Here is a 13,196-nt window from a genome sequence, read left to right as displayed (position 1 = left end):
TCTTTGCCAGATCTACCCCGATCATCGTATCCTTCATTTGCCGTCCTCTCCGCTACGTGGCCTCGACACCACGACCTTGGCACATTGCGATGCCGTCAGGGGTGGGCGGCAACCATCCCATCTTGCGGTATTGGCGTCTGCGATGGGTGCCATGCTTGCGGGCCAGCCATTCGCCATCGCCCAGGAACTTGATCCCTGTGCTGTCTACCAACAGGTTCAGCGGACCCGGCGACCGGCGGCTCGAGATACCGACGGTGATGTTCTTCTGCCTGCGGCTCAGGGTCGAGAAGTCGGGGACCGGCCAATCCAGCCCGGCCATCTGGAGGATGCTGGACACCATCCCCGTCGTCTGCCGAAGCGGTAGGCCGAACAGCACCTTCACCATCAGGCAGAACTGTATCGCGGCATCGGAATATACCGGTGGCCGGCCTGAACACCCGGCCCTGGCGGCAAGCCACACCATGTCCTTGTCGAGCCAGATCAGCAATGATCCGCGACGCCTCAGCGCTTCATTGTAGGACTTCCAGTTCGTCGTGCGGTAGCGGGCAGGTTCGGGCTTGTTCATGCCGAGCGTCTTAAACTGCCGGATTCGCAACGTGAATCCTTCCGGCGCCGAGTTCTGCAACAACGCCCATTACATCAGAATTATCGGCTGCAAGTCATCGTGATGACCACAGGATCGACCACGCCATTGACGTTCGACAAGCCCGCGTGAGCGGGCACCTCTCGCAGTTCCCGGTTCGCTGCGAGAAACTGACAGGGGTGCCCGATCAGAATCTTGGGGATGAGGCCGGGCACCCCTGCCCGCGGGAAACCGGCGCCTGAATTTCGCCTCCCCGCTGCTTGGCACTACCCGGTCAAGCAGGCGCCAAGCACCCCCTCTCCGAATCCAGAATACCCCCCGGCGCGGCGGTCTTCACAGCGATAACGGGGCGGAAGGTGTGCCCAAGTGTAGTAACACCGCCCCCCGACACCATCGGTGTTCCAAGGTGGGCCTGCAATGACCCACAAGGGAGAGCGGTCACGCCATCAGAGCCGGGGCTGGAGGAATCCCGGTCTTGGGTCACTCCGGCGCTCAGGCCGCCACCTGCTCGGCCCTCGGGTAACGCAGCGCCATCGTCGCCCCCCGCGCGACGTTGAGCACCATCAGCGCCGCCCAGAGCCCGTGATTGCCAAAGGCCCCCGGCAGGACCGCGAGCGCCACGCCATAGATCGCGACCGAGACCAGCATCGCGTTGCGCATCTCGCGCGACAGCGTCGCGCCGATGAAGATGCCGTCGAACATCCAGCTCGCGATGCCGATCACCGGCGCCAGCGCGATCCACGGCAGGAACGAGCGCGCGGCAAGCCGCACCTCGGGTTCCGTCGTCATCAGGTCGATGAGCCACGGCCCCGCGAGCCAGAAGCCCGCGCCGAGCGCCAGGGCTCCACCGATTCCCCACTGGCTCGTCACCACCGCGGCGCGGCGCACATGGGACGCGCGCCGCGCGCCCACCGCCTGGCCCACCAGCGTCTCGGCGGCGAAGGCGAAGCCGTCGAGCCCGTAGGCGGTGATCTCGAGGAACTGGAGCAGCACCTGGTTCGCCGCCAGCGTCACGTCGCCGAAGCCCGCGCCGAGAAAGACGAAGGTGGTGAAGGCCCCCTGCAGCACGACCGACCGCACCATGATGTCGCCGTTCACCTGCATCATCCGCGCCACCCGCACCCGGTCGAATACCCGGGCCCAGTCGCGCCACTGCCCGCCCGCGAACGCCCCCCGGCAGAGCCAGAGCCCGAGCCCGAGCCCGGTCCATTCCGCGATCAGCGTCGCCACCGCGACGCCCTCGACGCCCCAGCCGAAGCCAAGCACGAAGAGGAAATCGAGCCCGATGTTGAGCCCGTTCATCCAGAGCTGCAGCACCAGCACGCTGCGCGTGCGCTCGACCGCGATCAGCCAGCCGGTGACCGCATAGAGCGCGATCGTCGCCGGCGCTCCCCAGATCCGGATCGCGAGATAGGCGCGCGTCAGCCGCTCCACCTCCTCGGAGGCCGGCGCGAGCAGGAAAGCCGCGTGGAAGAGCGGCACCTGCAGCACCATGAAGGCGAACCCGCCCATGAGGCCGATCATGAGCGCCCGCATCAGGATCGCCCCGGTCTCGGCGGGGTCTTGCGCGCCGTGCGCCTGCGCGACGAGGCCCGAGGTGCCCATCCTCAGAAAGCCGAATATCCAGTAGAGCGCCGCGAGCACCACCGCGCCAACGCCCACCGCGCCGATCGGCGCCGCCTCCCCCATCTGGCCGACCACCCCGGTATCGACCGCGCCCAGCAGCGGCACGGTCGCGTTCGACAGGACGATCGGCAGCGCGATCCTCAGGACCCGCCGGTGGGTGATCTCATCCATCCCCGCGGCCCGGCATCAGGAAATGCCCGGTCGCCTGCGCGAAGAGCCGCGAGCGGTTGTCCTGCCAGGCCTCGACATGGACCGAGGCATAGCGCCGCCCCGAGCGGTTCACCCGCGCCCGCGCATAGGCGTCGCGCGGCAGGCCGGTGCGCAGGTAGTCGACGGTGAAGTCGATGGTCTTCGGCAGCCGCGGCAGATGGCCGGGATCGAGCGTCTTGGGATCGAGCCGGCCGCTCTCCATCTCCTCCCAGATCAGCGACCACGAAAGTTCAATGATCGAGGCGACCTCGAGGAAAGCCGCCGTCGCCCCGCCATGCAGCGCGGGCAAGAGCGGATTGCCGATCAGCCGCTCGCCGAAGGGCAACACCGCGGTCAACTCGTCGCCGCGCCGCTCGAACTCGATGCCGAGAAACTGGATGAAGGGCACGCCGTGCACGATCGCCCGCAGGGCCGCGTCGCGGCGTTCCTTCACGACCTGCACGGGTTCGGGTTTCGGCCGCCGGGTCATGCCCTGCCCTCCGCGCGTTCTACGGTGAAGGCGCCGGTCGCGGTGGCGACCGGGCGGCTCAGGTCCTCGTCATGGGCGGTGGCGCGGACGAAGGCGACCGTGCGGGTGATGTTGTAGCATTCCGCCCGCGCGGTGATGCGCTGGCCGGGCTTTGCCGGCCGCATGTAGTCGATCCTGAGGTCGATCGTCGCGGTGCCGCCGGGATTGGACGGATGGCTCATCACCGCCGCCCCGCCGCAAGTGTCCATCAGCGCGGACACCGCGCCGCCGTGGATCACTCCCGTCTCCGGGTCGCCGACGATGCGCGCGTCATAGGGCATCGAGATCACCGCCACCCCGTCGCTGATCTCGTCGAGCACCATGCCGAGCGCGCGCGAATAGGGGATCGCCTCGATGAACTGCCGCGCAAGCGCCTGCTTCTGCTCATTCATGCCGTCGTCCCCGCAAAGTTCCGCCGGCCGATTTATTGGCGCTTGCCAAATCCGTCGCAAGTGCTATCTTCCGCAATTGAGAATAATTCGCAATCGCAGGATACCATGCACAGCCCGGACGTGAACACTACCGCCCTGCCCGAAATCGGCCTCGCGCGCCTCGGTCAGTTCCGCCCGCGCCGCCTTCTGCTGGTGGCCGCGCTCGTCGCGCTTGCGCTGGCGCCGGGCGAACTCGGAGCGCTCACGCGCGGACTGATGCAGGATGCCTTCGTCCAGGTCTCGGCCTTCGTCGCGGCGACGCTTCTCCTCTTCTACGGGCTCGAGAAGCTCTTCCGCTTCGACATGGGCGTGGCGATGGGCAAGGCCAAGACGATGCAGGTACCGATCGCCGCCTTCCTCGGCGCGACGCCCGGCTGCGGCGGCGCGGTCGTGGTAGTGGCGGCCTATGCCTCGGGCAAGGTCTCCTTCGGTGCGGTGGTGGCGACGCTGACGGCGACGATGGGCGACGCGGCGTTCCTGCTGATCGCGACCCGGCCCGAAGCGGCGCTGGTGCTCCTGCCGATCCAGTTCACGGCCGGCATCCTCACCGGCTGGCTCATCGACCGCTACGTCGCCGTCGACTACCGCCCGCAGGGCGGGGCCTGCGAGATTGCGCCGCGGATCGGCCAGACCCGCCTGCGCGACTACGCCTATCTCGCCGCCGCAATCCCCGGCCTGATCGTCGGCGCCGCGCAGATCGGCCAGATCGAGATCACCCAGATCCTCGGCGTGCCGGTCGCGGTCTTCGCACTCGCCGGCGTCTTCACCGGCCTCGCGATCTGGACCATCTCGCCCGTGACCGCGATGACCAACCCGGCCGACCGCCCGGTGACCCGGATGGCCGAGGAAACCTCGTTCATCTCAGTCTGGGTGATCATCGCCTATCTCGCCTACGACTATGCCGCCGCCTATGCCGGGCTCGACCTCAAGGCGCTCTTCCAGTCGATCGCGCCGGTGCTGCCGCTGATCGGCGCCGCCATCGGCTTCATCCCCGGCTGCGGGCCGCAGGTTCTTGTCGCGACGCTCTACGTCAACGGTGCGATCCCGTTCTCGGCGCTTCTCGCCAACGCGATCTCGAACGACGGCGACGCGCTCTTCCCGGCGATCGCGCTCGCGCCCCGCGCGGCGATCATGGCCACCGTCTTCTCGACGATCCCGGCCCTGATCGTGGCCTACGGCCTTTACTTCTTCGCACCCGGCTTCCTCAACTGACCGGGCCTCTCATCCGAGTTGTCTGGCGGTTCTCCTGCGGCTAGGTTTCGCGCGAGGAGGACCGCCATGCCGGATGAGCTCTTGAGCTTCAAAGAGATGTGCGCGCGTTTCGACGTCACGCCCCGCACCTTGCGTTACTACGAATACATCGAGCTTCTGGCGCCGCAGAAGGACGGCCGGTCGCGCTTCTACACCCCGCGCGAGGTGGCGCGGATGACGCTGATCCTGCGCGGCCGCCGCTTCGGCTTCAGCCTCGAAGAAATCCGCCAGTGGCTCCTGCTCTACGACGCGAAGGGCACCGAGGAACAGTACCAGGTCTGGATCGACATGGCGGACCGCCAGCTCGGCGAACTCTCACGCCAGCGCGACGAGCTCGACGCCACCATCGCCGACCTCCGGGAGCTGCGCGACAGGACTGCCGACTCTCTGAAACGCTGATTTCACGGCCTTCGGCGGCCTAAGAAAATGTCCCTGACGCTGGGTCAATCATTAACGACATTACGTCACGAATTTTCTGACGCCACGTTACAGTGACGTGCGCGTAAGCTTCGCTTGTATGGTGTGGGCAACTGACCAATTTCCCGTAACATGACGCTACGACAATCATGGGACGGCGACCGATGACAGATACACTGATGACCATTCGCGAAATGTGCGAGACCTTCGATGTGACCCCGCGGACGCTTCGCTTCTACGAGGCGAAGGAGCTTCTCTACCCGATCCGCGACGGCCAGAAGCGGCTCTTCACCCGGCGCGACCGCGGCCGGCTCAAGCTGATCCTGCGCGGCAAGCGTTTCGGCTTCAGCCTCGAGGACATCCGCCAGCTTCTCGACCTCTACGACATGGACGACCAGCACCAGGTCCAGATCCGCGAAGTCGTCGCCCGCTCCCGCGAGCGGCTCGCCGAGATGCGGCGGCAGCGCGACGATCTCGACACGCTCATCTCCGAGCTCGCCGAGATGATCGATATGGGCGACCGGCTGATGGCCGAGAAGGCAAAGACCTCCGAATAACAACCCTGAGAGAAACCCGACATGAGCTACACGGCACCGACCCGCGACATGCAATTCGTCCTGAACGAGGTTCTGGAGGTCTCGTCGAGCGACGTGCCGGGCTACGGCGAGCTCGAGCCGGACTTCACCTCGGCGATCCTCGAAGAGGCGGGCAAGCTCGCCCGCGACGTGCTCGCGCCCCTGAACGCGAGCGGCGACCGCGAGGGCTGCCGGCTGGAAAACGGGGTCGTCTACACGCCCGAGGGCTTCAAGGCGGCGTTCGAGGCGATGAAGGCCGGCGGCTGGAACGGGCTCGACCTGCCCGAGGCCTATGGCGGGCAGAACCTGCCAACGATCATGTACACGGCCGTCGGCGAGATCTTCGTCTCCGCCAATATGGCCTTCAACATGTACCAGGGCCTGACCCACGGCGCGGTCGGCACGATCCTCGCCCACGGGACCGAGGCGCAGAAGGCGACCTATGCGCCGAAGATGATCAGCCTCGACTGGACCGGCACTATGAACCTGACCGAGCCGCATTGCGGCACCGATCTCGGCCAGATCCGCACGAAGGCCGAGCCGCAGGATGACGGCAGCTACCGGATCACCGGCCAGAAGATCTTCATCTCGGCGGGCGACCACGACATGGCCGAGAACGTCGTGCATCTCGTCCTCGCCAAGGCGCCGGGCGGCGGCGAGGGCACGCGCGGCATCTCGCTCTTCATCGTGCCGAAGTTCCTTGTGCACGAGGACGGCTCGCTCGGGCGGCGCAACGGCGTCTCGGTCGGCAAGATCGAGGAGAAGATGGGCATCCACGGCAACGCCACCTGCGTGATGAACTACGACGGTGCCGTGGGCTATCTCCTCGGCGAGCTGCACCGCGGCATGTCCGCGATGTTCACGATGATGAACGAGGCGCGGCTCGCGGTCGGCATCCAGGGCTACGCGGTGGCCGAGCCCGCCTACCAGGCCGCCGTCACCTATGCCAAGGAGCGGCTCCAAGGCCGTGCCGTGACCGGGGCCGAGAACCCCTCAGGTCCGGCCGACCCGCTGATCGTCCATCCCGACATCCGCCGCAACCTGATGGACCAGAAAAGCTTCCTCGAGGGCGCGCGCGCCTTCGTCCTCTGGGGCGCAGCGCTTCTCGACCGCGCCCACCGCTCCGACGACGCGGCAGCCGAGGGGCTGATCTCGCTCCTCACGCCGGTGATCAAGGGCTTTTTGACCGACAAGGGCTTCGAGGCCGCGGTGAACGCCCAGCAGATCTTCGGCGGCCACGGCTATATCGAGGAACAGGGCATGTCGCAGTTCGCCCGCGACGCCCGGATCACCATGATCTACGAAGGCGCGAACGGCGTGCAGGCGCTCGATCTCGTCGGCCGCAAGCTCGCGGCCGACGGCGGCAAGCCGGTGATGGCCTTCTTCGAGATTGTGAAGGGCTTCATCAAGGAGAACGAGGGCGACGAGGCGCTGAACGCCGACTTCCTCGAACCCCTGAAGGCCGCCTCCAAGGATCTCCAGGCCGCGGGCATGTATTTCATGGCCGAGGGCATGAAGAACCCCAATGCCGCGCTGTCCGGCTCCTACGACTTCATGCATCTCTTCGGCCATGTCTGCCTCGGCCTGATGTGGGCCCGCTCCGCGAAGGCGGCGCAGGCCGCGCTTGCGAACGGCGCCTCCGACCGCGCCTTCTACGAGACGAAGCTCGCGACCGGGCGCTACTACATGGCGCGCCAGCTGCCGCTGACCGCGACCCACCTCGCGCGGATCCGGTCGGGTGCCGAACCTGTGATGAGCCTGCCGGCGGAGGCGTTCTAAGCTTTCGCGGAAGACCTCGTGCACGACCGGGCGCCCGCCGGGGGCGGGCGCCTCCCACGCCGGAGACGAGAATGCCGAAACGCCTGCGCCTGACCCGCCGCTTCCCCGCCGCGATGACCAACGACGCCTACCGCAGGCTCACCCGCTTCGCGGCGGAAACCGGGCTGACGACCGACGAGGCGCTGACCTTCGTCTTCGAGCATTTCGCCAGCGTGACGGACCCCGCAACGCTCGGCCACCGTGTGCGGCTCTTCAAGGCCGGGCTTGATGAGCGGACGGCGTGAGGCGCGGGATGGAGAGGGTGGAATGGGTATTTGGACAATGAAGAAGCAGCAGGCGCGCCCCGGCTTCCCCGCCGGCCCGACCGATGCGGGTGCTTCTCGGGAAGACCGGGGCGACTTCTCCATTGGCGGTCATCGGCTCCCCAGCCTGTACCGCACGGAAAGGGTCGCCCGATTCTGGTTAACAAGCCGTTCTTCTTCATTGAGGAAATACTCCGCGGGGGTGTGGGGGCGCGAAGCCCCCACTCCCGCCGCCAGCCAAGGGAGCGCGGCATGACGGCGAAACTCCACTGCTTCGGCGAGAGCGGCAACGCCTACAAGGCGGCACTGACACTCGAGCTTTCGGGCTACGACTGGGAACCGGTCTTCGTCGATTTCTTCGACGGCGCGACCCGCAGCCCGGAGTTCCGCAAGCTCAACGTGATGGGCGAGGTGCCGGTCTTCGAGGAGGAGGGCACCGTGATCAGCCAATCCGGCGCGATCATGTACCACGCCGTGACCCGGACCGGCAGGTTCGGCGGCGCCGAAGGCGAGGCCGAAGAAGTGCTGCGCTGGGTGCTCTGGGACAATCACAAGATGTCCTCGCAGGCCGGAACGATCCGGTTCCTGATGAATTTCCTGCCCGAGGCGAAGCGCCCGAAGGAGGTCATCGACTTCCTGCAGGCGCGCCTGAAAAACGCCTACGCGACGCTCGACACCCATCTGAAGTCCCGCGACTGGATCGTCGGCGCGTGCCCGACCATCGCCGACATCTCGGCCTGCGGCTACCTCTATTACCCCGAGCCCTTCGGCTTTGACGCCAAGGACTGGCCCGAAATCGACCGCTGGCTGGGCAACATCTCCGCCCTGCCCGGCTGGAAACACCCCTATGACCTGATGCCCGGCAATCCCGCCGACCGGGCGCCGAACTGACCGGAGGACTTGATGACCGAAGCCTTTATCTACGACGCCGTCCGCAGCCCCCGCGGCAAGGGCCGCGCCGATGGCAGCCTGCACGAGGTGACCTCCGTCGCGCTCTCGGCGAGGATTCTGAACGCGGTGAAGGAGCGCAACGGGCTCGACGGTCACGCGGTCGAGGACGTGATCTGGGGCAATGTGACGCAAGTCGGCGAACAGGGCGGCTGCCTCGCCCGCTCGGCCGTCCTGCTCTCCGACCTCGACGAGCGCATCCCCGGCCTCGCCATCAACCGCTTCTGCGCCTCCGGCATGGAGGCGGTGAACCTTGCCGCCAACCAGGTGAAGGGCGGCGCCGGCCAGGCTTACATCGCCGGCGGGGTCGAGATGATGGGCCGCGTCGCGATGGGCTCGGACGGTGCGGCGATCGCCGTCGATCCGAGCCTCGCGATGAAGACCTATTTCGTACCGCAGGGCATCTCGGCCGACATTATCGCGACCGAATACGGCTTCACCCGCGACGAGGCCGACGCCTTGGCCGTGGAATCCCAGAACCGCGCCGCGAAGGCCTGGGAGGAGAAGCGTTTCGCGAAGTCCATCGTGACGATCCGCGACCAGAACGGCCTGCCCATTCTCGACCATGACGAATACATGCGCCCCGGCACCGACATGCAGACCCTCGGCGCCCTCAAGGCGAGCTTCCGGGACATGGGCGAGGTCATGCCCGGCTTCGACAAGATCGCTCTGATGAAATATCCCCATCTGGAGCGGATCAACCACATCCACCACGCCGGCAACTCCTCCGGCATCGTCGACGGCGCGGCGGCCCTCCTCATCGGCAACAGGGAATTCGGCGCGGCGCACGGGCTGAAACCCCGCGCCCGGATCCGGGCCACCGCGAAGATCGGCACCGATCCGACGATCATGCTCACGGGTCCGGTGCCGGTGACGGAAAAGATCCTGAAGGACTCGGGCATGAAGGTCTCCGACATCGACCTTTTCGAGGTGAACGAGGCCTTCGCGTCGGTCGTCCTGCGCTTCATGCAGGCCTTCGACGTGGATGCGGGCAAGGTCAACGTCAACGGCGGCTCGATCGCGATGGGCCACCCCCTCGGCGCCACCGGCGCGATCATCATCGGAACGCTCCTCGACGAACTCGAACGCACAGGCAAAGGCACCGGGCTTGCCACGCTCTGCATCGCTTCCGGCATGGGCGCGGCCACCATCATCGAGCGGGTCTGACCGATGCCGGTGATCGACAAGACGACGGTTCCGGTCAAGACCGGCTCCATCTACCCCGAGCCCTATGCCAGCCAGATGGCTGGGCGCTCCTCGCTCCGCCTCGGTGACGCCGGCGGGCTGACGCAGTTCGGCGCGAACGAGGTGATCCTCGCGCCCGGCGCCCTCTCGTCTTTGCGCCACTGGCACCACCGCGAGGACGAGTTCGTGATGGTGACAGAAGGCGAATGCACGCTCGTGCAGGACGCGGGCGAGACGGTGATGCGGGTGGGCGACTGCGCGGCCTTCCCGGCCGGCGATCCGAACGGGCATCATTTCATTAACAGAAGCGGGGCAGAGGCACGGTTCCTCGTGATCGGCTCCCGCATGAACCCCGAAAAAGCCACCTACTCCGATGTCGATCTGGAAGTGGAGTTGAAGGACGGCAAGGCGACCTTCACCCACAAGGACGGCACGCCCTACCAGGGAGACAGAACATGAGCGACTTCACCTATTCCGTGGACGCCGACGGCGTCGCCACCCTCATCTGGGACGTGCCCGGCAAGTCGATGAACGTCATGACCCGCGAGGCCTTCGGGCTGGTCGACGAGATGGTCGACCGTGCGCTCTCCGACGACAAGGTCAGGGGCATCATCGTCACCTCCGGAAAGAAGGACTTCGCCGGCGGCATGGACCTTAACGTGCTCGCGAAGATCCGCGAAGAGTCGGGCGACGACCCCGCGCAGGCGCTTTTCGACTTCACCATGTCGGGCCACCATATCCTGCGAAAGCTCGAACGCGCGGGCATGGATCCCAAGACCCTGAAGGGCGGCAAGCCCGTGGTCTGCGCGATCCCCGGCACATGCGCCGGGATCGGAACCGAGGTGGCGCTCGCCTGTCACCGCCGGATCATGGCGGACAATCCGAAGGCGAAGATCGGCCTGCCCGAGATCCTCGTCGGCCTCTTCCCCGGCGGCGGCGGCACCACCCGCTTTTCCCGCATGGTCGGCGCGATGGCGGCGGCACCGGTGCTCCTGGAAGGCAAGATGCTCGATCCGAAGAAGGCCAAGGCCTCCGGGCTGATCGACGAGGTCGTCGCGCCGGAAGACCTGCTCGCACGCGCGAAGGAATGGGTGCTCGCGGCGACCGATGCCGAGATCGTCAAGCCCTGGGACCAGAAGGGCTGGAAGATGCCGGGGGGTGCCCCCTACCACCCGGCGGGCTTCATGACCTTCGTCGGCGCGAGCGCGATGGTGCTCGGCAAGACGCAAGGCGTCTACCCCGCGGCCAAGGCGCTTCTGTCGGCGGTCTACGAGGGCGCGATGGTGCCCTTCGACACCGCGCTGAAGATCGAGGCGCGCTGGTTCACGCAAATCCTGATGAACCCCTCGTCGTCGGCCATGATCCGGTCGCTGTTCCTCAACAAGGAGGCCTTGGAGAAGGGCGCGAACCGGCCCGCCGTCGCGGACCAGAAGGTGGCGAAGGTCGGCGTGCTCGGCGCCGGCATGATGGGCGCGGGCATCGCCTATGTCTCGGCCAATGCCGGCATCGAGGTGGTGCTGATCGACGCGAGCCAGGAATCCGCCGACAGGGGCAAGGCCTATTCCGACGGGCTTCTCGACAAGGGCATGAAGCGGGGCAAGGTCACGGCGGAGAAGAAGGCAGAGGTGCTCGGCCGGATCACCGCCACCACCGACTATGCCGCGCTTGCCGGCTGCGACCTCATCGTCGAGGCGGTGTTCGAGGACATGGGCGTGAAGGCCGAGGTGACGGCGAAGGCCGAGGCGGTGATCCCCGAAGGCGCGATCTTCGCCACCAACACCTCGACCCTGCCGATCACGGACCTCGCGAAGGCCTCGAAGCGGCCGGAGCAGTTCATCGGCATCCACTTCTTCTCTCCGGTCGACAAGATGATGCTGGTGGAGATCATCAAGGGCAAGGAGACCGGCGACGTCGCGGTGGCGAAGGCCCTCGATTTCGTGCGCCAGATCCGCAAGACCCCGATCGTCGTCAACGACGCGCGGTTCTTCTACGCCAACCGCTGCATCATCCCTTACATCAACGAGGGGATCCGCATGGTGGCCGAGGGGGTGGAGCCGGCGCTGGTGGAGAACGCGGCGAAGCTCCTCGGCTTCCCGCTCGGACCCTTGCAGCTTGTTGACGAGACCTCGATCGACCTTGGCGTGAAGATCGCCAAGGCGACGAAGGCGGCGATGGGCGCGGCCTACCCCGACAACGCCGTCGACGAGGTGCTCTTCGCGATGGCCGACAAGGGGCGCTTGGGCCGCAAGGCGGGTGCCGGGTTCTATGCCTATGACGACAAGGGCGGCCGCACCGGGCTCTGGGAGGGTCTCGCCGAGAACTGGCCGGTGTCCGGGGACCAGCCCGACCTGAGCGCGGTCCAGCACCGGCTGATGATGGCGCAGGTGCTGGAGGCGGTCCGGGCGCTGGAGGAAGGCGTGCTCGAGGACATCCGCGAGGGCGATGTCGGCGCAATCCTCGGCTGGGGCTTCGCGCCCTGGTCTGGCGGGCCGTTCTCCTGGCTCGACATGATCGGGGCGGAACGGGCGGTCGCGATCTGCGAGGGGCTCGAGGCGGCGCATGGCGCACGGTTCGCCGCACCGAAGCTCCTGCGGGAATTGGCAGCGAAGGGCGAGGGCTTCTACGGGCACTTCGGCTCAGAGGCCAAGGCGGCCTGAGGGGGCGAAGCCGGGGGTTTCACACCCCCGGCCCCCCGTGGGGTAATTCCGCAATGAAGACGATCAGGCCGGGTCGAAGGCGTAGCCGAAGCGGCTGATGTCGGCGGCGCAGACCTCCGCGACCGTTCCGGCATCCGCGTCGCTGTAGTAGCGGCGCCAGTCCCAGGCGCGGTCCGACAAATTGGCGACGGCCAGCGGCGCGAGGCGGAAGCCGAGATGCGCCTCGAACGGGCGGATGTCCTCGTCGAGATGTTCGAGCCGGAGGAAAAGGTCGCAGCGTTCGCGGCCCGCCCCGGTCGTGACATAGCGCGCATAGGGGTGGCCGGCGAGCGCCGCGCGCGTTTCGGGAGCGTTCAGGAAGCCGCTGAAGTCGCGCCGTCGCGCGAGCGTCACGGCGGGATGGTCGAAGCTCTGGGCCTTCAGCCAGTGGTAATAGCTCACGACCCGGTCCCAGGGATTGCTCACGAGGGTGACGACGAAGAACGCGGCGATCTCCTCCGGGCGCGCCAGCCCCTCGATATCGGCGAGCGTCGCGTGCTTCCAGAGCCGCCCGGCGGTCTCGATGCCCTTCAGCCGGCGCCTCCGCCGCTTCGCCTTCGGCGTGTCGCCCACGAGCACGTCGTCCTTCATCGCCCGGTTCTCGAGCGCGAGCGACAGCGCCGTGCCGCCGGTCTTCGGGATGTGGATGAAGATGTAGCGGCGCCCGCGCGACAGGATCATGGCG

Annotated in this window: 13 protein-coding genes and 1 pseudogene; 9 read left to right on the top strand and 5 right to left on the bottom strand. The window is 67.0% G+C overall.

Annotated features, from left to right (window positions below):
• Positions 1–118: 118 nt before the first annotated feature.
• The 4 genes and pseudogenes from OEZ60_RS20260 to OEZ60_RS20245 all read right to left on the bottom strand — a co-directional run.
• Positions 119–565 (bottom strand): annotated as a pseudogene (locus OEZ60_RS20260) (IS5 family transposase); the annotation flags it as partial.
• Positions 566–1,075: 510 nt separating this feature from the next.
• Positions 1,076–2,380, bottom strand: a complete 1,305-nt coding sequence (locus OEZ60_RS20255) for an MATE family efflux transporter (protein ID WP_263340289.1) — start codon at positions 2,378–2,380, stop codon at positions 1,076–1,078.
• Entirely contained in the window at positions 2,373–2,888 is a 516-nt protein-coding gene (locus OEZ60_RS20250; protein WP_263340286.1) for a PaaI family thioesterase, read from the bottom strand. The genes OEZ60_RS20255 and OEZ60_RS20250 overlap by 8 nt, the downstream gene beginning before the upstream one ends.
• A complete protein-coding gene (locus tag OEZ60_RS20245; protein WP_263340283.1) occupies positions 2,885–3,319 on the bottom strand; it encodes a PaaI family thioesterase in 435 nt (144 codons plus the stop codon). Before OEZ60_RS20245 ends, OEZ60_RS20250 begins: the two co-directional genes overlap by 4 nt.
• 120 nt (positions 3,320–3,439) lie before the next feature.
• On the opposite strand from OEZ60_RS20245, the gene OEZ60_RS20240 reads away from it, so the two are divergent.
• From OEZ60_RS20240 to OEZ60_RS20200, 9 genes are all read left to right on the top strand, one after another.
• Positions 3,440–4,570, top strand: a complete 1,131-nt coding sequence (locus OEZ60_RS20240) for a putative manganese transporter (protein ID WP_263340280.1) — start codon at positions 3,440–3,442, stop codon at positions 4,568–4,570.
• 66 nt (positions 4,571–4,636) lie between these two features.
• A complete protein-coding gene (locus OEZ60_RS20235) occupies positions 4,637–5,008 on the top strand; it encodes a MerR family transcriptional regulator (protein ID WP_263340278.1) in 372 nt (123 codons plus the stop codon).
• Between the two features lie 182 nt (positions 5,009–5,190).
• Entirely contained in the window at positions 5,191–5,583 is a 393-nt protein-coding gene (locus OEZ60_RS20230; RefSeq protein WP_263340276.1) for a MerR family transcriptional regulator, read from the top strand.
• Between the two features lie 21 nt (positions 5,584–5,604).
• Complete coding sequence (locus tag OEZ60_RS20225; RefSeq protein WP_263340271.1) at positions 5,605–7,380, top strand: acyl-CoA dehydrogenase C-terminal domain-containing protein; 1,776 nt, start codon at positions 5,605–5,607, stop codon at positions 7,378–7,380.
• A 71-nt stretch (positions 7,381–7,451) separates the two neighbouring features.
• Positions 7,452–7,664, top strand: a complete 213-nt coding sequence (locus OEZ60_RS20220) for a hypothetical protein (RefSeq protein ID WP_263340270.1) — start codon at positions 7,452–7,454, stop codon at positions 7,662–7,664.
• 270 nt (positions 7,665–7,934) lie between these two features.
• Positions 7,935–8,573, top strand: coding sequence for a glutathione S-transferase family protein (locus OEZ60_RS20215; protein ID WP_263340268.1), 639 nt, complete (start codon positions 7,935–7,937; stop codon positions 8,571–8,573).
• Between the two features lie 12 nt (positions 8,574–8,585).
• Complete coding sequence (locus OEZ60_RS20210; protein ID WP_263340265.1) at positions 8,586–9,797, top strand: acetyl-CoA C-acetyltransferase; 1,212 nt, start codon at positions 8,586–8,588, stop codon at positions 9,795–9,797.
• A 3-nt stretch (positions 9,798–9,800) separates the two neighbouring features.
• A complete protein-coding gene (locus tag OEZ60_RS20205) occupies positions 9,801–10,274 on the top strand; it encodes a cupin domain-containing protein (RefSeq protein WP_263340263.1) in 474 nt (157 codons plus the stop codon).
• Entirely contained in the window at positions 10,271–12,472 is a 2,202-nt protein-coding gene (locus OEZ60_RS20200; RefSeq protein ID WP_263340261.1) for a 3-hydroxyacyl-CoA dehydrogenase NAD-binding domain-containing protein, read from the top strand. Before OEZ60_RS20205 ends, OEZ60_RS20200 begins: the two co-directional genes overlap by 4 nt.
• A 63-nt stretch (positions 12,473–12,535) precedes the next feature.
• Here OEZ60_RS20200 and OEZ60_RS20195 read toward each other — a convergent pair whose 3' ends face one another.
• On the bottom strand, positions 12,536–13,192 hold the full coding sequence (locus OEZ60_RS20195) for a Type II secretory pathway, pullulanase PulA (RefSeq protein ID WP_263340258.1): 657 nt from the start codon (positions 13,190–13,192) through the stop codon (positions 12,536–12,538).
• Positions 13,193–13,196 lie beyond the last annotated feature (4 nt).

Source organism: Albidovulum salinarum (assembly GCF_025673475.1).
Lineage (GTDB): Bacteria > Pseudomonadota > Alphaproteobacteria > Rhodobacterales > Rhodobacteraceae > Albidovulum > Albidovulum salinarum.
This window is presented reverse-complemented; position numbering and strand designations above follow the sequence as displayed.

What these genes read in the sequence shown, in the direction of transcription:
- OEZ60_RS20215 (WP_263340268.1), top strand. Translation starts at nt 7,935, where the DNA reads ATGACGGCGAAACTCCACTGCTTCGGCGAGAGCGGCAACGCCTACAAG.
- OEZ60_RS20245 (WP_263340283.1), bottom strand. Translation starts at nt 3,319, where the DNA reads ATGAATGAGCAGAAGCAGGCGCTTGCGCGGCAGTTCATCGAGGCGATC.
- OEZ60_RS20235 (WP_263340278.1), top strand. Translation starts at nt 4,637, where the DNA reads ATGCCGGATGAGCTCTTGAGCTTCAAAGAGATGTGCGCGCGTTTCGAC.
- OEZ60_RS20250 (WP_263340286.1), bottom strand. Translation starts at nt 2,888, where the DNA reads ATGACCCGGCGGCCGAAACCCGAACCCGTGCAGGTCGTGAAGGAACGC.
- OEZ60_RS20225 (WP_263340271.1), top strand. Translation starts at nt 5,605, where the DNA reads ATGAGCTACACGGCACCGACCCGCGACATGCAATTCGTCCTGAACGAG.
- OEZ60_RS20255 (WP_263340289.1), bottom strand. Translation starts at nt 2,380, where the DNA reads ATGGATGAGATCACCCACCGGCGGGTCCTGAGGATCGCGCTGCCGATC.
- OEZ60_RS20220 (WP_263340270.1), top strand. Translation starts at nt 7,452, where the DNA reads ATGCCGAAACGCCTGCGCCTGACCCGCCGCTTCCCCGCCGCGATGACC.
- OEZ60_RS20210 (WP_263340265.1), top strand. Translation starts at nt 8,586, where the DNA reads ATGACCGAAGCCTTTATCTACGACGCCGTCCGCAGCCCCCGCGGCAAG.
- OEZ60_RS20195 (WP_263340258.1), bottom strand. Translation starts at nt 13,192, where the DNA reads ATGATCCTGTCGCGCGGGCGCCGCTACATCTTCATCCACATCCCGAAG.
- OEZ60_RS20200 (WP_263340261.1), top strand. Translation starts at nt 10,271, where the DNA reads ATGAGCGACTTCACCTATTCCGTGGACGCCGACGGCGTCGCCACCCTC.
- OEZ60_RS20230 (WP_263340276.1), top strand. Translation starts at nt 5,191, where the DNA reads ATGACAGATACACTGATGACCATTCGCGAAATGTGCGAGACCTTCGAT.
- OEZ60_RS20205 (WP_263340263.1), top strand. Translation starts at nt 9,801, where the DNA reads ATGCCGGTGATCGACAAGACGACGGTTCCGGTCAAGACCGGCTCCATC.